Here is a 19620-nt window from a genome sequence, read left to right on the forward strand (position 1 = left end):
TGGCACATCTCTTGATGAAGTTATTCGTGCTTATTGTGCATAAAGAGTGTCTCATACTTATTTGAAATGACTATAAACTCAAGACTGACGCACCCTACAAGCTAGTTAAAGTGTGACAATTGCGTCCCGGACTGAACCCAAATCTAGAGACCAAGTGGTGGGAATGTTGCGCTACAATATGGTATGAGGTAGAAATTTTAGCTATGAGGGGACTTTGACACATGACTGTTGACGAAGCCATAGCGATCGCAGAAACAGCCCTCAACTACGATCGCCTCAACAAAATTCAAGATATAGTGTTTCGTCAATCCTGGGAAGGGCGGTCTTATAAAGAAATTGCAGCCAGCACTGAATATGAATATGATTATATCAAAGATGCTGGTGCTAAACTATGGAAACTACTTTCAACAGCACTAGAAGAAAAAGTCAAAAAAGATAATCTCAAATCAGTCTTAAAGCGATACACGCGACGACACAAAGTGAATTTACAGCGAAATTTGACGATCGAAGTCAACCTCAGCGGAGCAAATCTCAGCGGAGCCAACCTCAGCGGCGCTAGATTATTCGCAAACTTAAATGAAGCTGATTATGGTCAAGCAGATTTAGATAAAATAATAACCGCTGAAAGTGAAACTGAATTATCTGACTCGGAAAACGAAATTAACTGGAACGGTTTTTGCTTTCACTGCGACGCACAAGTGAAAATTGCCGAAATACTCGATCGCACTTCCACTCTCTTCATCCCCAACTCCCAACTCCGACTCGCAACACCCGCAGGGAGACAAAACCAAGAAGCTGACTTTCTGATCTTCCACCAAAACAAGTTAGGGATGCTGAAAATTGACCGTGAATCATCCCATCCAAACGCAACAGAAGATGAAATGTGCGGGCTTTTGAGAGATTCTGGCATCTGTCTTGTCAAACATTACGAGGCTACCCGATGCAGCGAACAACCGGATCTAGTTGTGCAGGAGTTTTTGGAAATTTTGAGTCACGTACAAGCCTAATAAGGTGTGTTTTATTTAAATTGTGATACAAACATTATTTGGGTTTTTAATATTTTCTCCCTTTAACAATTAACGAGCCTTCATTTCAGAGTCGATGTAATAAATAGTATAGCTCTTCAATTCATTTAAGCTTCGGCGTAAAATTTTACACTAATTCACGGAAATAATTGGGAATCATATCTTATTTATTAAAGGCACAATAGCTTATTTCAATTTCCTTTAAAATTGTAGCAACGAATCATCTGTTGTGAATTCCTTTTTCTCTTTCTTCTGCGTATTCTGCGGTTACTTTCAAAATTATAAATTTAACCGCAGGTATACACAGATGAAAGCAGGTTGAGATTGTCTGTCAGTGCATAAAACAAAGCGAAGCAATCTTCAGCCGGTGCGATTGCTTCCTACTAATTACCCATTATCCATGATCAATTCTCCGTTCCCCTCAATCACTTCCCCGATCGCCCAAGCACCAATTCCCTGAGATTCAAACCATTTAACAGCCTGTTCTACTTCCCTGGAATCGAGCAACAGCACAAAGCCAATCCCCATATTAAAAGTATTGAACATATCTGCTGTAGCAACTTGGCCCGCTTCAGCAATCCACTGGAAAATTGGCAAATTTGGCCAGCTATTGCTGTCAATTTTCACAGATTGATTAACACCCAAACAGCGGGGCAAATTTTCCGGCAAACCGCCGCCCGTAATGTGAGCCATGCCGTGAATTTCTAGACCGCTCTTAATTGCTTCGAGGACTGGTTTAACATAAATTGTAGTCGGAGTTAGCAGCACTTCTCCTAAACTTTTGCCGCCTAACTTTTCGGGTTGGGAATGCCAGTCAAAACCCCGATCGCCCGCAATTTTTCTCACCAAACTAAAACCGTTGCTGTGTACGCCCGAACTCGCCAGCCCCACAGCCACATCTCCTACCCGCACCCGCGAACCGTCCAACAATTTGCTCTTTTCGACAATACCCACACAAAACCCAGCCAAATCGTACTCACCCGCTTGGTAAAAACCGGGCATTTCTGCCGTTTCCCCTCCGAGCAAAGCACAGCCCGCTTGCTTGCAACCGTCAGCAATGCCGGCCACCACCGCAGCTAATTGTTCGGGATTTAACTTTCCCGTGGCTAAATAATCGAGAAAAAAGAGGGGTTCTGCCCCGGATGTCAGCACGTCGTTGACGCACATCGCCACCAAGTCGATACCTACCGTGTCGTGCCGATCGAGATTGTGGGCCAATTTCAACTTAGTCCCAACGCCGTCAGTACCCGAAACCATAATCGGCTCTTTTAAACCCTCCGGGACGCTGAAAAACCCGCTAAACCCGCCGAATCCGCCCAAAACTCCCGATCGGTGCGTGCTCTTAACCATACTCCCGATGCGCGAGACAAAAGCTCTGCCCGCCTCAACATCCACACCTGCTTCTCGATAATCCATAAGTCCGCCAAATCGATTTCTTCTAATTTTTAGTTTATTCCCATAACAGTTGACAAACAGCTTTTTTAAGACTAGCCATTCGGCAGCCCACAAAAGACACTAAAGTTTTGTAAATTTTTGTAAATTTTTCCGTAAAGACTGAACGGCTGTAAGCACTGGAACTAAAGGGTTTTATGATAGAGGGTTTTGAGAAAATTTGATGAAGATTTGGCAAAAATCGGGATCGCAGCGATCCCCAACCACAAAAGTTTGTGGTAGTCTGTTGCAGTTCGTGAACAAAACACAAATTGCGGATCGAGTATGAGTTGTCAAGTGTCAGGGAAGTTTTCGCCAATTTTTTTTTGCGCGGAAGCATTAAAGCAAAAACGCACCCCGATACTTTGCTTTGACTCACGGGGGAATGGCGAAGGGCAAGAGAGAAATCCTTGACGCCCGCCGCCAAATGGCCAATCCTCCAATCTCGGTTGGCAATGGCTATTCACAAAAATGGACGTATGAAGGAAAAATTTGTTGGTGGTCTACTCGCTGTCCTGTTAGTTCCTGTTGTAGGAACGGCATCCTCTTGTCACGCACAAGCAACAGGTGCCGACAACCAAAACTCTCCGGTTTCCGAGCAAGTCATTGCCACCCAACCGTCCCGGCAGTTAAACGCAAGTCGGGTCGAAGCGCAAAAAGTCGGACAGTATCAGTATCAAGCCAGAGCTGAAATTGCCCGAGACTCGATCGCCAAAATTCAGCCCCACGACTTAGGCGGGCGACAAGCAGCGACAGTCTACGTGCGAAACATTCCAGTCATCACCTTTCTGAACGCCAATCCGGAAACAAACACGAAAATTAGAGAAACTGGCAACAGCCAAGCCGATGCTAGCAGTCCGTCAAAAGTAGCGGGCGCCAGAGAAAATCCCAAAGTCGGAAACATAGCCAGCAACGACAGCAACCAAGAACCCGATTCAGTTTGGCGGGCATCAAGCTTAGCAGCAAGACTCAATCAGCTAGCTCGCAACAACATCGATCCCAACAGCATTACCGTTAAGTGGGAAAAAGGCGATCGCTACATTATCCAGGCAAACGGCGAGGACTTGGTAAACATCAACGCCGAAACAATCCTCCCCGACACCACCAGCAACTTTAGCCGAGACGCCCTGCAAGCAACCAATCGCCTCCGCCGGCTTCTGGGCAACGCCCCACCCCTGGAAGAAGTCGCAGGCAAACCCCAACCAGAACCCGCTGTGCTGTCTCTGGGCCCAGTTCAAGTGCGCCTCAGCGGCTGGGCTTCCTGGTACGGCCCGGGATTTGACGGCAACCTCAGCGCCAGCGGCGAGCGTTTCAACCAAAATGATTTGACCGCAGCTCACCCAAATTTGCCTTTTGGAACTAGAGTCATGGTGAGAAATCTCGACAACGGCCGCACGGTAGTCGTCCGCATTAACGACCGCGGCCCCTATGTGGGCGATCGGCTCATTGACTTGTCCGCAGGCGCAGCCAACGTACTAGGAATGATCAGCAGTGGCGTTGCCAGAGTGGAAATCGAAGTGATCGAACCGCCGCAGCAAACAACTGGTGGACGCTGAAGGCTACTCTCAGGCAGAATACAAAAGTTATCCGAAGTGTAGAAGGCAGAAAGTAGAATAAAACTGACATCTTGCACCATTCTTTGTGGAAAAAGCCCGAAAGCCTGTTCTTGAGGATGGTGCAAGATGTCAAGTCGAACAAATTCTGACAAATAAACTCTGCATTCTGCCGAATGCCTTCAGGAGATTCTACCGGTGCGCCTGTTTACTACCATTGCAGCACTTCGCTGCTACTTAAATTTACAAAAGTCTGCTGCACCTCATGTGACAGTCGGTTTGGTGCCGACGATGGGAGCGTTGCACGCAGGGCATCTGAGCTTGATCCAGCGGGCAAGGCAAGAAAATGCGATCACCCTGGTCAGCATTTTTGTCAACCCGCTGCAATTTGGGCCGACAGAAGATTTTCAAGATTATCCTCGGAATTTTGAGCAAGACCGGCTGTTGTGCGAACAAGCTGGGGTTGATGCCATATTTGCTCCCTCAGCAACGGAAATGTTCGGCCATCCAGTTGGCGCAGAAACAGAGCAAACCGCCCAAAAACAGATAGAGATTAAACTTTCATCCTTAACTCAAGTAGTGCCGCCATCGGCGATGACATCGGTTTTGTGTGGCCAAGCAAGGCCCGGTCATTTTCAGGGCGTCGCGGCAATTGTTACTAAACTTTTGAGTTTGGTGCAGCCGACAAAAGCTTATTTCGGTCAAAAAGACGCACAGCAGCTAGCACTTATTCGGAAGCTGGTCTTTGATTTTAACTTGCCTGTAGAGATTGTCGCTTGTCCGATCGTCCGCGAAGAGTCGGGACTGGCAATGAGTTCTCGCAATCAGTATTTAACAGCAGAGCAAAAACAGCAAGCCTCCGTACTCTACCGCGCGCTGCAACAAGCCTCGAAAACTTTTGCTTCAGGCGACCGCACCGCAGCAGCCGCACTCGCTGCCGCCCACGCAGCAGTCGCAGAAGAACCCGCAGTCAAGCTCGAATACGCCGAACTCGTCGATCCCGACACTTTGGCGCCCTTGCAAGTTGTGGAAACCGCGGGACTTCTAGCCGTAGCCGCCAGAGTTGGCTCTACTCGCTTGATTGACAATATAATTCTCAGGAATCGCCGGCCCATTGTGGCGATCGACGGCCCGGCGGGAGCTGGCAAATCTACCGTAACTCGCCTTGCAGCAACAGCTTTGAACTTGTTTTATCTGGATACCGGCGCGATGTATCGGGCGCTGACTTGGCTGGCATTGAAAACAGACACGCCGATTTCCGACGAATGCGCGATCGCCGAATTAATCAGTTCCAGTTATTTGGAATACAACCTCGATCCCGCGTCCCCGATGTTGAAGATTAACGGCGAAGACGTAACCGAGGCAATTCGCAGTTTGGAAGTGACATCCCGCGTCTCGGAAATGGCGGCAATTCCGGTCGTGCGGCAGTTTCTGGTGAAGGAACAGCGGCGCTGCGGCACAAAAGGCGGAATTATAGCAGAAGGCCGCGATATCGGCACTAACGTGTTTCCCGATGCGGAACTGAAGATTTTTTTGACGGCTTCGGTACAAGAGCGATCGCGCAGGCGGCTTTTAGAACTTAAAGATACCGATCGGGCTAATATTAGCTTGGCGCAATTGGAACAAGACATCGCCCTGCGGGACGAAAAGGACAGCACCCGCGCGGTTGCACCTTTGCGTAAAGCAGCGGATGCTGTGGAAATTCAAACAGACAATCTGACTGTTGCTGAAGTTATCGATCTGATTGTCGGCTTGTACAAGGAGAGAATCGACCCTAAAAGTTAATTTTACGACCCTGGGGGCGCGCGATCGCCCTCATATCAAATGCGGTTAAACTGCAACCTCTCACGTTAAACCAACTTGCAGTGTCAGGTAGGGACGCGGGCCGATGCGGGCCCAGTCCCTAAGAATATCGTGCCATTAATCCGATTTGAGCGCCGTCCCCCTGGCTGGGGAAAAAGTTCAACCATCCGGCGTTTTCATGGGTTAGGGGATTTCGGGCGCACAAATCTTAAATTTTTTTATCCGGACGGACTTCCCCACGATCGGTTATTTCCAGTAGCATTTTTACGGACAGTCCAATTTAAGATTATCCTCTTAAGTGGATTAACTTGATATCAACATAAAATCTCAAATTAACTGTGCAAGGTGTGAAGGAGAGAATGACGTGACAAAATTGAAACTGCTATGGAGGCGGCGAAAAACTTTAATCGTTGCTTTTATGGCCGCCACAGGAAGTTTTTTGCTGGGTGTGACATGGCCGATTAACTTGCGGGCAAATCCGCCATTGCAACCGATTCAGGCGCAAGTCTTGGCCGTATCCCAGTCGCAAGAACAACAGCCGGTGTCCACTATTAATAAGTTCTCCGAGGCGATCGCCAATCGAGTTGAATTTTCCCAAAATGCTCTAGCCCAATTGCAGGCAATGCGATTTCAATCAGCCGTACCGGATCAGTTTCAAGGTACAACCATTCGTCACGCGAAACTCGACTCCCAGCACAAGGCGATCGCCCTGACATTTGACGACGGCCCCTGGCCGAAAACAACTACACAAATCCTAGATATTCTCAAGGAAAACAATATTAAAGCTACCTTCTTCTGGGTAGGAAGATACCTGAAAAATTCTCCCGAAATTGGTAAACAGGTTGCAGCAGCCGGTCACGCGATCGGCAACCACACTTGGAACCATGAATACCTTCAGTATAACGAAGACGGTGCCGCTCGCGAGATCGATCGCACTTCATCCTTAATTGAGGAGTTAACCGGCATCCAAACATCCATGTTCCGCCCGCCAGGAGGCATTTTAAACAATGGATTGACAGCTTATGCTCAAAAGAAAAATTATGCCGTTGTGATGTGGTCTGCTGATTCTTTTGATTGGCGCACCCTTACGGAATCTTTGATAGACAATGTGATGAGGCAGGCAAATTCCGGCGGCATTGTGCTGATGCACGACGGCGGTGGCAATCGAGCAAGAACTGTAAAAGCTTTGCCTGATATTATTGCTAAACTGAGAAAGGAAGGGTACAGTTTCGTAACAGTTCCCGAGTTATTGCAAATGCAAGAACAAGACTTACAACAGCAGGAAACAGCACAAAAATAAAAATTTGGGAAAGTGGGATTTTACACCATTTTTCCATTTTTTTGTAAGTCGTTAGATTGGTTTTTCATAACTATATAGCGCAGGTGAAGGTTGATCCCAGTTATAAACTTAATACAGAGACGGCTGTGGTTATCACTACCTCCCGCCATCGCGTACAGCAAACCGCGCCTATATTAATGCCGGACGGTATTATCGCATTCGAGGGCAAGGTAATCTTCGGGGCTAAACCCAGACCGGATGCCAATCATAGCGTTAGAGGCAAAATTGATACCTTAATTGTAGCCATATTACCAATTTAGGTTTGAATCTAAGGGCAAATCCTGCAACTGAGAATTCACCCAATTAGCCGCCGCCAAACCCGATCGCAAAGCACCCTCTATTTGACCTTTCTCGCACAAATCCCCCGCACAAACCAGCGGCAAATTCCCCCCAGTAGGCAAACAAGAAACAGCCAAAGGATTTCGACAAAAAGCATAGCGCCAGCGGTGAACCTGCAACCATTCCGGCTCTTTGAGCCAAGGGATTAAATCTTCAGAAGCTCTCGAAAGCAATTCCTGACCGACAGTTTCCAAATCAGCAGCTTCTAAATAGCGTTCTGCAAAATTTGCGCTGCTGTGAACCACAAACACCGGCTGCTGTGGATCGAGCCGTTTGCTGCTGTCCAAACCAACCCAAGCTAAATCAGAATTATCGGGAAAAGAAACAGATTTCCACTGCGGATTTAGATTGCTTAAATCTTGCTGTTTTGCCACAGGATAGCCAGCCATAACGGTAATGCAAGGGTCGTACTCCACCGAACGTAATTTGTCAAGAAAATCAGGTTGAAAACCAATTTCCGAATTCAAAAACATTAAAGCTTGAGGAGCCGGAATTGCTACTACAACAGCCTTAGCAATCAATTCTTGAGGCGTCTGTAAATTGTCGTCGGTAACTTCCAGAGAAAGCTGCCACATTTGGTTATCTGTAGTAGAAATAGCTTGTACGCGGTGGCCAAACCAAATCTCTAAATCCTCAGCCAGATACTTACCGATAGCATTCATACCCGCAGGTGCGACATAACAAGAGCTAGGAATAGCAGAAAGTTTCCCCTGTCTGAATTCGCAAACAGTATCAGTCCAGAGTTTGAGGATATCCCGATCGACCAAAGCCTCAATTAACCCCTGCACCGCATCCCCCTGCGGTTCCAGATACCGCGCCCCGTGATCGGCCCTAGTACCCTGTACGCGGCGGGTAGCAACACGTCCCCCCGCGCCGCGAGATTTCTCAACAACCGCCACAGAATAACCAGCTTGACGCAACCGTTGAGCGCAACTGAGCCCCGCCATACCCGCACCAATCACCGCAACATCGAACATAATCAATCAGTGAGCCTTGTGAATCTAAACATCAGCTTAAAGGCTGCAGGCTGCATTTGTACCTTACCGATGACTCAAAAGAGCCGTAGCTTGCCGGGCCCGACACCATCGCCCTGCACCAAGTAGTAGAATAAAGGACAGCACAAATCCATGATTAAGACCCGATAAGAAATGCCACTGTGCGTAAATCCTAAATCCCAATGGTTGTCTACCAGCAGCAATCTAAAATCTAAAATCTAAAATCTAAAATCGAATAGGGGAGGGCAAAATTTTGGACGAACTCAGAGCAGCACTCGAATTGACAACAGAAGAAGAATTGCAGCAACTAACAGAACTTCTGTTCAGCCGCAAGTTTAACCCTTTAGATTACGTGCAAACCCCCGCACCGATAGATGTACAAAGTCGCGATCGCCAAGCATGGCTCGACGCCGTAGAACAGCGGTTTCGCTATCTTGCAGCCGACGGGTTGACGGTACTCAGAGGGCGAACCCAACAAGTAACTTACAGACAAGCACTAATTCAAGTTTGTCGCTATCTCAAAATCCCTTATCCCAGACAGTTGTCAACCACCGACTTAGAGGCAGAAGTATTTCTGCACTTAATGGGCCGCGCGTGGAAGCGTTTACCCGCAGATGAACAGCAAGCGCTGACACTGCGCGTACAGCGAGCGATCGTTGATTCTAAACTCTCAGAACCCCTGCCAATTTCTGCTGAAAAAGACCCGCTAGGTTTGCTGTTCAAAGGCGGCAGCGCTTTAGCTGTTAGTTCCATCTTAAAACCAATGCTGCTCAAACTAATGGCCAATCAATTTGCGCTGCATTTTGCCACCTATCAAATGGCAAAACAAGGAGTGCTTGCAGGCACTGCAACTGCAGCAACCCAGTTTCAAAATTATGTCGCAATTCAGACGGCGCGGCGCGGTATGGCGGTGAGTGCAGCTCGTTACGGTGCGACGCGGAGCGTATTTTCGTTGGTCGGCCCGGTGATGTGGACTTGGTTTTTAGCGGATTTGGGTTGGCGATCGATTTCCACGAACTACGGCCGCATTATCCCGACCATTTTTGCCTTAGCTCAAATACGCCTGACGCGATCGGAATGCGTTTGGGAACTAGCTTAACGATGGTAAACTGTAGATTTTAGATTTGAGATTGGGAGTGTGGGTGAATATCAAAAATCGGTTGAAATTAGCTGCCAAACAGACAGCCGAAAATCTCAAGTCTCGCCTCCAAAAACATCCAGATCCCCGCCTGGAAATCCCTTGGAATTTCGCTCAAGTGGGGATGCTGATTTTTCCCTTAATTCCGATTTTGGGAGCTTTAGGTGTATTCCTGGGATTGGCCGGCACTTGCAAGCAAAAGTTCCGTCAAATTAGTCGCCTTCCGCTGAATCGAGGATTTGCAATTCTGAGCGCGCTGCTAGTCATCACAGCGGTTTGTGCCAACAACCGCATCGAGGCTTTTTTAGGGTTGTACAATTTCTTGCCGTTCTTTCTATTGTTTGCCGCTTTCAGCAGTTTAATTCAAACTTTGCCTCAATTGCGGCAATTGTCTTGGATGATTGTAATTAGTTCAATTCCAGTGATAGTTTTAGGCCTGGGACAGCAATTTTTAGGCTGGAGCGGCATCGAGCAATTGCAGCCTGTTTTTGGCTGGGTACTCGCACCCCAAGGCAATCCCCCCGGCCGCATGGCTTCTGTATTTATGTACGCTAATATTTTAGCTTGCTATCTAACAATTGCTTTTATTTTAGCGCTGGGACTGTGGATGGAAGAAGTCAGTTGTCAGTTGGTAGTTGGGAGTCGTCACCACTTACCAATGCCCAATGCCCAATGCCTATTTTTAAGTTGTGCAGTGATCGGAAATGCTGTTGCTTTGATTTTTACTAATTCTCGCAATGCTTGGGGACTGGCAGTTTTGGCAGTTTTGGCTTTTGCATTTTATGCGGGTTATAAAAAATTATTAGCTGCGGTTTTGAGTGTGGCTAGCACAGTTTTTTTGTCTGCCTTTGGCCCGGAACCACTGCGGCAATCTTTACGAAGAATTGTTCCGGCTTTCTTTTGGGCTAGACTCACCGACGAGATGTTCCCAAATCGACCGACTGCTACTTTGAGAAAAACTCAGTGGGAATTTGCTTGGTATATGACTCAGCAGCGTCCTTGGACTGGTTGGGGATTGCGAAATTTTACGCCTCTCTATCAAGCTCAGATGCAAGAATGGCTTGGTCATCCTCACAGTTTGATACTGATGTTGACTGCGGAAACGGGAATACCCGCCACGCTTTTTTTGTTTGGTTTAGTTGGTTGGGTTTTGGCTAGAGGTGTTTTGCTGCTGGCGAATTGGCAGCTTTTTTCTGCGGATATTAAACACGAGCAAATAGCAACACAGGAACAAGCGGAAACTGCTTTAGTGATTAATCAACAGTCTATAATTATTAGCAAAAATCAGATAGTTTGTCAAGATGTAAGAGCAACCGATCGCCTAATTTTTTTCAGTTATTTATTAGCCTTCGCCGCCTGTACGCTATTTAACACTGTAGATGTGACGCTGTTTGATTTCCGAGTCAATACTACAAGCTGGTTGCTGTTGGCGGCGATTTGGGGTGTATGCGAAGCTTCAGTTTCATTTTCCAAAAAAGAGGCACGACACGGATTTTGACACAGATACACGGATGATACTAAATCCTGGTTATTCACCCCCTTTATGATTCGGCGGTTAAAACCGCTTCTTGTAAAACGAAGTATGCTTCCGCAGACTAAAATATAAAGGGGGTATTTAAGTCTGATTCAGTATAGTTCCTATAATTAATCCCTGTATCCGTGTCAAAATCTGTGTCGTGCCGTAGCTCATTCTACCGTCACCGACTTCGCCAAATTGCGCGGCTGATCCACATCCAAACCCCGACGCGCCGCAATGTGATAAGCCAACAATTGCAACGGAATCACTGTCACAATCGGCGACAACAATTCATCCACCAAAGGCACCGGCAAAACGTGGTCAAAAATATCGGCTTCCGCCATACCTTGCTTCGGCGTGACACCAATTAAACGGGCGTCGCGGGCCTTCGCTTCCTGAGCGTTAGAAAGCACCTTTTCGTACACGCTACCGGGCATGGCGATCGCCACTACAGGCACTTTCGCGTCCAAAAGGGCGATCGGGCCGTGTTTCATCTCTCCCGCCGGATATCCTTCGGCGTGAATGTAGCTAATTTCCTTCAGTTTCAGCGCCCCTTCTAACGCAATGGGAAAGTTTATGCCCCGCCCCAAAAAGATAAAATCTTGGGTGTCTGTAAACTGGTGGGACAATTCCTCCACATACTGTTCTTGAATCTCCAAAAACTTCTCAATTTCCGCTGGCAATTGGCGCAAACCCGCAATAATTTCTGCCAATCTCTCCGTGCTGATTGTTTGCCGCTGGTGCGCCAAATCCAAAGCTAAGAAATAGAATGCCATCAACTGAGTCACAAAAGTTTTAGTAGCAGCAACGCCGACTTCTATACCTGCATGGGTGTTGATTACCTGTGGCATCATGTGGGCAATCGAACTTTCGGTTCTGTTAGTAATGCCTAACATTCTCGCCCGAAATTTATCGGTAAAACCGGCGCGGCGCTGTTGTTCCATCCCCAAAGCAGCCAGCGTGTCCGCCGTTTCTCCCGACTGAGTTACCCCAATAGTTAAAGTATTTGCTGTCAGCGGTGCCGGTGCGTAGCGGTACTCAGAAGCATACTGCACCGCAGTGGGAATATTAGCTAATTGTTCCAACAAATATTTGCCAATTAGCGAGGCGTGCCAGCTCGTTCCGCAGGCTAGAATTGAAACTTGTTCGACATCTGCGCAAAGTTCTTTAGGCAAGTTGAGATTGATGGGAGATCCCGGATTTCCTGGCTGCCAATCGCTGTCTAAATAAGCCTCCAAACAAGCTCTGACTACGGCGGGCTGTTCGTAAATCTCCTTGTGCATGAAGTGTTTGAAGCCTTGTTTTTCGACTAAAACAGGACTCCAACCTAAGATGCGCGGGCTTTTTTTCAGCCTTTCTCCTGCAAAACTGTAAACTTCGACTCCCATCGGAGTTAGCCTTGCCAATTCGCCATTTTCCAACGACAAAACAGTGCGGGTGTGAGATACTAAGGCCGGCGTGTCGGAAGCGCAGAAAAATTCGCCAGCACCAAAGCCAATCACCAAAGGAGCTTGCTGTCTGGCGACAATTATTTCGTCGGGAAAATCGGCGCAAATAACGGCGATCGCAAAGGCTCCTTCTAACCGATTTACCACCTTTGAAACGACTTCTAAAAACGACAAATCAGCAATTTTTTCGGGTTTTTTCTCTTTTATTTCTTCCTTCTCCCTTTTTGCTTCTGCAAATAACTCAGCTATTAAGTGAGGAATAACTTCTGTATCGGTATCCGAGACAAATTTATGTCCCTTTGCTTTCAATTCTTTCCGCAAATCGCGATAATTTTCGACAATTCCATTTTGAACTACTGCAATTCGCCCGCTATTATCCAGGTGAGGGTGAGCGTTATATTCCTCTGGTTTGCCGTGAGTTGCCCAGCGGGTGTGTCCGATGCCAATGGCAGCCGGAGATTCTATCTCTGCTAGCTTTTCCCGGAGGTTGTGCAATTTGCCCTTGGCTCGGATGCAGGTAATTTCTCCTTCCGAGATGGTAGCGAGGCCCGCTGAATCGTAGCCCCGGTATTCTAGTTTCTCCAATCCTGCTAGCAAAATCTCGCTTGCTGCTTGCGTGCCGATATAGCCAACGATTCCGCACATTTAACGTACTACTCCTGCTTAGCGATCGCAATAAAACTCACGTTTTATCATTTTTACCTTCTTCCGGCCCCAGAATACAGATTCCGCGACAAAAAAGAGGGGGCGATTAAATTGCCCCCTCTCTTGTGCCCGTAATTCGATCGATTTGTCGATCGATATTTAGTAGGCTAGACCCATACTGCGAGTGGTTTCTGCTCCCAGGTAAACCCGGATGCTCAGAAAATCGGTGGGGCAAGCAGTTTCGCACCGCTTGCAGCCTACACAGTCTTCGGTGCGGGGAGATGAGGCAATCTGAGCTGCTTTGCAGCCATCCCAGGGCACCATCTCCAAAACGTCAGTCGGACAAGCGCGGACGCATTGAGTGCAGCCGATGCAAGTATCGTAAATTTTGACTGAATGAGACATTGAATAAAGGCTCCCAACGAGTCACTAAAAATTTCCTTGCTCTGCGAATTAACAGATTTGACGGTGAGGTGCCACCGCTATAGCCTGCACAGAGAATTAAAGGTTAGTCTACCGCAGTGCCTGGAAGCACTTCGCGAAAAAGCGACAAAACTTCACAGTTATTCACGCTGGGAGTCTTATAGAACCCATTTGGGATTTATTCATTTGCCAACCGTTTGAGCATGAGCCTGATGAAATACAAATTGAGTTTCGCAGTGGCATGGGCGAGAGTCTGTTCAAAGTTCTTGACCAAACTCTTACAGCCTGACATCCCAGCGTTTGACCGTTTAATCACGAGCGCGAGTTGCCACCACGACAAATCCAGTTTTCCCCTCTAATGCCACTTTTCGGCTTTGGTTAGTTTCTGTGCCAGTTTAAACCGGATCTGGGTCATAATCTGCCGATAAAGTTTTTATACATTCTCTGCGATGATCTTATCTAGGTGATACCCATTGCCCTTGCAGAATGGTAATCTTCGGAATATTGACGGGCCAGAGTGTGAAAATAATGGAGGTTGCGACTCAAAATATCAACCCAGCCACATTTATCGGACACACTGGCTTTTGTATAATGGATAAAAAACGGCAAGCTGACTGCTATCAACACCTAAATGTTGTTTGATGCCATTGGTGCATTTGTAATGGCAGAAGCCTTTAGACTCGGCACTCGCAAAATGCACGTATTTTTCGCCGCTACACGGAGCTATTAGAGGATTTCTAGCTGTTTGTTAATCTACTTTATGCTGTGAGCTAATGAAGGGAGTTCGGGGAGCCAAGAAGAAACCCATGAGACTCGCGAAGAGAATTGGTGTAAAAGTGCTAAATCCTGTCAACTTGGCGAGTAGCAGAGTTGTACTAATTGGAGTTCGAGTAACTGTTGAATTCAGAGCAGCCATTACACAAATCATTGCCAAAGTCTCGTTGGATGCGGGATTAATGATAGCGATTGCCTTTCCTAAACAGGCTCCTATAAAAAACAGTGGGATGATAATCCCCCCCCGCCAGCCTCCATTTACGGTCGTACTAATTGCAAACACTTTAGCAATAACTAAAGTCAAGAGAAATCCCAAAGAAAAGTTTCCCTCAAGAATTTTTTCAATTTGATGTTCGCCAAAGAAACGAGTGAGCGGAAATAAAGCTGCTAAAACACCAAGTGCTAGCCCGGCTAAAGTAGTTCGCACATAGATTGGACTGGGTATCGCATCAAACAAGCGACCTACACTGCGAAATACAGCGATAAAAAGCCACCCCATGATCGCACCTACGATTCCATAAGCAATCGCTGCGGCAAAGTCATAAAGGCTGTCCACATTGTATTGAGGAAAATGCCAGGTAGGACCAATTCCTAGCTGGGTAATTGCTACAAAAATGGTGTAACTTGCACAGCTTGCCACGACCGCAGGCAATATTGCTTCAAAATACTCCACCACATTCTGATGATGCAGGATTTCTAAAGCAAAAAAAGTACCACCCAATGGAGCGCCGAACAAAACTGTAAAACCAGATGCCATGCCAGCAATACTCAAAGTTCGTAGTGCGTCTCCACGCAATTGAAAGCGATCGGCCAACCACGTACCAATTGAACCTGTTACTTGCACCATTGGTGCTTCTGGACCAGCACTGCCTCCACTTGCAATACTGATTAGCGACGACAGAATCATCGAAGGATTTTCCTTCATTGGTAACCGCCCGCCATTGAGATGAATATTGTCAATAATCAACCCTATTTCGCCAGGATTTCCCAACCAATGAATGAGCAAACCGATGAGCAAACCCGCAAGGGGCATGATGATTAGTAGAGAAGGCCCACTAAAATATTCAAATCCCAGCATTATGTAAGACAAAAATATCCAATAACTTGCAGCAAACAAACCACAAATTATTCCTAGCATTGCCCATAGCAATACCGAACGTGTGAGATTTACTGGGTTTCGTTTCATTGGTGATTCCTTGTCAATAGCGAGGCAGTTAGGAAGTCTTAAAAACTATTTTGTGTAATTGTATACAACTTCTGTTTCTGTTGTCTGCATATTAACCTACCAAGCACCACACTTGCTTTGGAGTGTAGATCGGGGCTATCGAATGCCAAGAGAGCAATCGCAGTCTAACAAGGGCTGGCAACGGAACTGAGCCATAGGTTGTCAGCGGTGAAGCCACCGTGCAAGGCCGTCCGCAGAAGCCTTCGCCGTTAGACAGCTTCATCTCTTGGTGGCGTCAATAGCTTAAAGAACCCATTTGGGATCTTTGATGACGAGCTAAGATCAGAAATAAATAACATTGTCGAGCAACTTAACCGACAAAGAGTGATAACTCCGCAGCGCCTTTGCTGCCCCACAAGAAGAGTAGACCACCTCTAGGGCCAAAACGACAAATTGTGGACGGTATCTTCTATCAACTCAAGAATGTACGATCGCGATCGAGCTTCCCGCTAGCATTCGGGTATAATTCCGAGCTAACGGCGTTGGATATTAGAAAGAACCAAAATCCTTACTACAAACCTGGATTGGATATTAGAAAAAACTAAAGTCCTTACTACAAAGCGGCGCAAATCGATCGACTAAAAGCCTAATTTTTCTAACACGGGCTTAGTTGAAACAATATGTCGATCGAGCCCTAGTTTTTTCGGCTCCACACCCAAAGCCAAAGCTACCAACTGCGACAAATGCAACACGGGCAAACCTAACTTGCGCCCGATTACTTTTTCCACCTCCGGCTGTCGCGAATCCAAATTTAAATGACAAAGCGGACAAGGCGTTACCATACAATCAGCGCCATTGTCAAGAGCATCTTGAATATGTTTGCCGGCCATCCCAAAAGATTGGTCAGTGGCATAACTCGCCAACGGCCAGCCGCAGCACTGCGTCCGCCCTCGATAATAAACAGGAGTTGCCCCGATCGCCCGAAATACATTTTCCATCGATTCCGGTTGGTGCGGGTCATCGTAAAGCAGCTTATCCTGAGCTCGCAGCAGATAGCACCCGTAAAAAGACGCGCACTTCAAACCCGAAAGCTTGCGGGTGACTCGCTTTTGCACCTCTTCGATCCCGTAATCTGCCACGATCGCCCACAACAGATGTTTCACCTCGGTACTGCCTTGATAAGGCGAACAACCTTGCTTTTTGAGTAAACCGTTGACTTTTTCTATGTAGTTGGGATCTGTTTTTTGGCAATCCTTGAGGCGATCGTCCACATGACCGATGACCCCTTGACAAGTGCTGCAATGCGTCAGCAAAGGCAGATTCAGTTCTTCAGCTAAAGCAATATTGCGGGCGTTGACAGTATCTTCGAGCAACTGCGAATCTTCCTTGAAAGTGCCAGAACCGCAGCAGGAAGCTTTCTTTAGTTCGACCAGTTCAATCCCCAACGCTTGAGTTAGTGCTTGGGTAGACAGGTAAAGTTCGCGGGCAGCCCCTTGGGCAACGCAACCGGGAAAATAAGCATATTTGAGATTTGGGGATGGCATAGTCGTTTCTGCTGGGGACACAAGGTTCGGGAAAAGAAACTTGAGCGATCGAAGTCAGGAGGCTTTCTGCTTAGTTTTCCCTCTTTATAATTAACCTATCACCACTTAGCTAGGAGCCAATTGTCAGCTTTTCTCAAGCATTTTGAGTTGAGGACTGACGCACCATCGACCAAAAATCCGGTTCCTCAACGCTATCAGGTGGCTAAATGAGATGACTGATTTTGGGGTATTGGGGGTTTTTTGCCTTGATCCTAGAGTTGCTGCGCTCGTCCGTGTCCCAATTGTCGCTGGCCCGTGTCACTTAGAAAAGCGGCCAGCGTTTCTCCTGCAGATCCCCCTTTCGGATAAGATTAGATACGCAGCAACCAATGAGGACACGATGTTATGAGCCAAGACGACATTTTTGCTAGAGTCCAGAAAATTGTGGCCGAGCAACTGGAAGTCGATAAGAGCGAAGTCAAGCCCGAAGCCAACTTTGCTAACGATTTAGGAGCAGATTCCTTAGATACAGTAGAGCTGGTCATGGCCTTGGAAGAAGAGTTTGATATTGAAATTCCCGACGAAGCAGCCGAAGGAATTACTACGGTTCAGGCTTCTGTAGATTTCATCAGCAGCAAACTTGCAGCTCCAAAAGCATAAAATACCTGTCTTTTCCCCTAAGAGGAGAGAAGTTAGAAAACTGGAAACTCCTCTTTTGTTCTGCGTTCTGGGTGTTTAATTTTTTGAAACTGAAATCATGACAAATTTAGAGCGTAAGCGCGTTGTTATCACGGGTCTCGGCGCGATTACACCGATCGGCAATACCTTGTCCGAATATTGGGACGGGTTGCTTGCCGGGAAGAATGGTATAGGCCCGATCACCTTATTCGACCCGTCGCGGCACGACTGCCGCTTTGCCGCAGAGGTGAAGGGTTTCGACCCACACGACTATTTAGAGCGCAAGGAAGCAAAGCGGATGGATCGCTTTGCTCAATTTGGCGTGTCAGCGAGCAAACAAGCTGTTGCTGATGCGAAGTTTGAGATTAACGACCTGAACGCAGAACAGGTGGGTGTCATTCTTGGCACTGGCATTGGTGGCCTGAAGGTTTTGGAAGAGCAGCAAGAGATTTATCTGACTCGCGGCCCCGATCGATGCAGCCCGTTTATGATTCCCATGATGATTGCGAATATGGCCGCGGGGCTGACGGCGATTCAAACGGGCGCTAAGGGGCCAAACTCTTGCACCGTGACGGCTTGCGCTGCCGGGTCAAATGCCGTGGGCGATGCGTTTCGCTTAGTTCAGGGGGGTTACGCGCAAGCCATGATTTGCGGCGGTACGGAAGCTGCGGTGACACCTTTGTGCGTGGCGGGTTTTGCTGCGGCGAGGGCGCTTTCGACTCGCAACGATGACCCGACTCATGCTTCTCGTCCGTTCGATCGCGATCGTGATGGTTTTGTTGTCGGCGAAGGTGCTGGCATTCTGATGCTAGAAGAAATGGAACACGCTCTGGCGCGTGGCGCGAAGATTTACGCAGAAATCGTCGGCTACGGTTTAACTTGCGATGCGTATCACATGACTTCTCCGGTACCGGGGGGGGAAGGTGCGTCGCGGGCGATGGCTTTAGCGCTCAAGGATGCGGGTTTGACGCCGGATCAAGTGAGCTATATCAACGCTCACGGCACGAGTACGCTTCCCAACGATTCTACGGAAACGAAAGCGATTAAAAAGACTTTGGGAGACCATGCTTACAAAATAGCAATTAGTTCTACCAAGTCGATGACCGGCCATCTTTTGGGCGGTTCAGGGGGAATTGAGGCGGTGGCGACGGTAATGTCGATCGCCAATGACAAAATCCCGCCGACAATTAATCTGGACAATCCCGATCCTGAGTGCGATTTGGACTATGTTCCTCATACAAGCCGCGATCTAAAAGTTGATGTGGCGCTGTCGAATTCCTTTGGATTTGGCGGCCACAACGTGACACTGGCATTCAAGAAGTTTGTTCAGTAACGGGTAATCCGAAATCTAAAATTAAAGGGTGAAAAATTAATTTTTCACCCTTTAATTTTAGATTGGGCGATCGGCTATTAAGTAAATCAAATTAACTCAACCTAAAATGCGATCGTGCCTTAGATTCCCGCACCAGTTAAAGTGCTGAGGAGTTCCCGCTATTTGGTTTTTTGATTAGGCCTTGCTCATATCATGTCAGGGTGAGCGCGTGACTCAAAACGCTTACTTGTCATGAATCAAGCGCCACGAAGTAAGCGCGTTGCGGAAAGGGCGAGATTCTTTATTCTTTAGTTTCTTCAGGACTCAGAATGACAACTACTCAAGCGCACTTGATATCACTCTGTTTGTTAACAAAAGGAAAACCCTAAAAATATTTTTCCCCAAACAAAAAGCGCCCCTATTTCTAGGAGCGCTATTTGTCAATCAATTGCTAAAACTTAGCCATTGATAGAAGGAGCAACCAAAGCTACGGGAGTTGTTTCACCAGCAGCC

The 19620-nt window shown here is 47.3% G+C and carries 14 protein-coding genes; 8 read left to right on the forward strand and 6 right to left on the reverse strand.

Features of this window, described 5'->3' with window-relative positions; all coding sequences use genetic code 11:
- The first annotated feature begins 221 nt into the window (after positions 1–221).
- The gene (locus QUB77_RS30080; protein ID WP_333180666.1) at positions 222–1007 is read left to right on the forward strand and encodes a pentapeptide repeat-containing protein; all 786 of its coding nucleotides are present in this window, start codon (positions 222–224) and stop codon (positions 1005–1007) included.
- A 405-nt stretch (positions 1008–1412) separates the two neighbouring features.
- On the opposite strand, the gene purM is transcribed toward QUB77_RS30080, so the two are convergent.
- Positions 1413–2441: a phosphoribosylformylglycinamidine cyclo-ligase gene (purM, locus tag QUB77_RS30085; protein ID WP_333180665.1), complete on the reverse strand. Its 1029-nt coding sequence runs from the start codon at positions 2439–2441 to the stop codon at positions 1413–1415.
- Between the two features lie 494 nt (positions 2442–2935).
- Here purM and QUB77_RS30090 point away from each other — a divergent pair, with 494 nt between their 5' ends.
- The 3 genes from QUB77_RS30090 (at position 2936) to QUB77_RS30100 (ending at position 7112) form a co-directional block, all read left to right on the forward strand.
- Positions 2936–4012 (forward strand): septal ring lytic transglycosylase RlpA family protein, encoded by a 1077-nt coding sequence (locus QUB77_RS30090; RefSeq protein WP_333180664.1) that lies wholly within the window; start codon positions 2936–2938, stop codon positions 4010–4012.
- A 195-nt stretch (positions 4013–4207) separates the two neighbouring features.
- A complete protein-coding gene (locus QUB77_RS30095; protein ID WP_333180663.1) occupies positions 4208–5794 on the forward strand; it encodes a bifunctional pantoate--beta-alanine ligase/(d)CMP kinase in 1587 nt (528 codons plus the stop codon).
- 382 nt (positions 5795–6176) lie between these two features.
- Positions 6177–7112: a polysaccharide deacetylase family protein gene (locus tag QUB77_RS30100; protein WP_333180662.1), complete on the forward strand. Its 936-nt coding sequence runs from the start codon at positions 6177–6179 to the stop codon at positions 7110–7112.
- 287 nt (positions 7113–7399) lie between these two features.
- Here QUB77_RS30100 and QUB77_RS30105 read toward each other — a convergent pair whose 3' ends face one another.
- Positions 7400–8467, reverse strand: coding sequence for an FAD-dependent oxidoreductase (locus QUB77_RS30105; protein WP_333180661.1), 1068 nt, complete (start codon positions 8465–8467; stop codon positions 7400–7402).
- 271 nt (positions 8468–8738) lie between these two features.
- Here QUB77_RS30105 and QUB77_RS30110 point away from each other — a divergent pair, with 271 nt between their 5' ends.
- Positions 8739–9584 (forward strand): YaaW family protein, encoded by an 846-nt coding sequence (locus QUB77_RS30110; RefSeq protein WP_190733343.1) that lies wholly within the window; start codon positions 8739–8741, stop codon positions 9582–9584.
- Between the two features lie 43 nt (positions 9585–9627).
- Positions 9628–11121 carry an O-antigen ligase family protein gene (locus tag QUB77_RS30115; RefSeq protein ID WP_333180660.1) on the forward strand — a complete coding sequence of 498 codons (1494 nt, stop codon included), beginning with the start codon at positions 9628–9630 and terminating at the stop codon, positions 11119–11121.
- 188 nt (positions 11122–11309) lie between these two features.
- Here QUB77_RS30115 and glmS read toward each other — a convergent pair whose 3' ends face one another.
- The 4 genes from glmS to QUB77_RS30135 form a co-directional block, all read right to left on the reverse strand.
- Complete coding sequence (gene glmS, locus QUB77_RS30120) at positions 11310–13232, reverse strand: glutamine--fructose-6-phosphate transaminase (isomerizing) (RefSeq protein WP_333180659.1); 1923 nt, start codon at positions 13230–13232, stop codon at positions 11310–11312.
- 159 nt (positions 13233–13391) lie between these two features.
- Entirely contained in the window at positions 13392–13637 is a 246-nt protein-coding gene (psaC, locus tag QUB77_RS30125; RefSeq protein ID WP_015175986.1) for a photosystem I iron-sulfur center protein PsaC, read from the reverse strand.
- Between the two features lie 766 nt (positions 13638–14403).
- Positions 14404–15615: a chloride channel protein gene (locus tag QUB77_RS30130; RefSeq protein ID WP_333180658.1), complete on the reverse strand. Its 1212-nt coding sequence runs from the start codon at positions 15613–15615 to the stop codon at positions 14404–14406.
- A gap of 617 nt (positions 15616–16232) precedes the next feature.
- Positions 16233–17138 (reverse strand): CoB--CoM heterodisulfide reductase iron-sulfur subunit B family protein, encoded by a 906-nt coding sequence (locus tag QUB77_RS30135; RefSeq protein ID WP_333180657.1) that lies wholly within the window; start codon positions 17136–17138, stop codon positions 16233–16235.
- 384 nt (positions 17139–17522) lie between these two features.
- Between QUB77_RS30135 and acpP the strand changes: the two genes are divergently transcribed.
- Both acpP and fabF read left to right on the forward strand, forming a co-directional pair.
- A complete protein-coding gene (gene acpP / locus QUB77_RS30140) occupies positions 17523–17777 on the forward strand; it encodes an acyl carrier protein (protein WP_006633716.1) in 255 nt (84 codons plus the stop codon).
- A 97-nt stretch (positions 17778–17874) separates the two neighbouring features.
- Positions 17875–19128 carry a beta-ketoacyl-ACP synthase II gene (fabF, locus tag QUB77_RS30145; RefSeq protein WP_333180656.1) on the forward strand — a complete coding sequence of 418 codons (1254 nt, stop codon included), beginning with the start codon at positions 17875–17877 and terminating at the stop codon, positions 19126–19128.
- Positions 19129–19620 lie beyond the last annotated feature (492 nt).

Origin of the sequence: Microcoleus sp. AT9b-C3, from assembly GCF_036705485.1 — a bacterium.
Classification (GTDB): Bacteria; Cyanobacteriota; Cyanobacteriia; order Cyanobacteriales; family Microcoleaceae; genus Microcoleus.

What these genes read in the sequence shown, in the direction of transcription:
- QUB77_RS30080 (WP_333180666.1), top strand. Translation starts at nt 222, where the DNA reads ATGACTGTTGACGAAGCCATAGCGATCGCAGAAACAGCCCTCAACTAC.
- purM (WP_333180665.1), bottom strand. Translation starts at nt 2,441, where the DNA reads ATGGATTATCGAGAAGCAGGTGTGGATGTTGAGGCGGGCAGAGCTTTT.
- QUB77_RS30090 (WP_333180664.1), top strand. Translation starts at nt 2,936, where the DNA reads ATGAAGGAAAAATTTGTTGGTGGTCTACTCGCTGTCCTGTTAGTTCCT.
- QUB77_RS30105 (WP_333180661.1), bottom strand. Translation starts at nt 8,467, where the DNA reads ATGTTCGATGTTGCGGTGATTGGTGCGGGTATGGCGGGGCTCAGTTGC.
- glmS (WP_333180659.1), bottom strand. Translation starts at nt 13,232, where the DNA reads ATGTGCGGAATCGTTGGCTATATCGGCACGCAAGCAGCAAGCGAGATT.
- psaC (WP_015175986.1), bottom strand. Translation starts at nt 13,637, where the DNA reads ATGTCTCATTCAGTCAAAATTTACGATACTTGCATCGGCTGCACTCAA.
- QUB77_RS30130 (WP_333180658.1), bottom strand. Translation starts at nt 15,615, where the DNA reads ATGAAACGAAACCCAGTAAATCTCACACGTTCGGTATTGCTATGGGCA.
- QUB77_RS30135 (WP_333180657.1), bottom strand. Translation starts at nt 17,138, where the DNA reads ATGCCATCCCCAAATCTCAAATATGCTTATTTTCCCGGTTGCGTTGCC.
- acpP (WP_006633716.1), top strand. Translation starts at nt 17,523, where the DNA reads ATGAGCCAAGACGACATTTTTGCTAGAGTCCAGAAAATTGTGGCCGAG.
- fabF (WP_333180656.1), top strand. Translation starts at nt 17,875, where the DNA reads ATGACAAATTTAGAGCGTAAGCGCGTTGTTATCACGGGTCTCGGCGCG.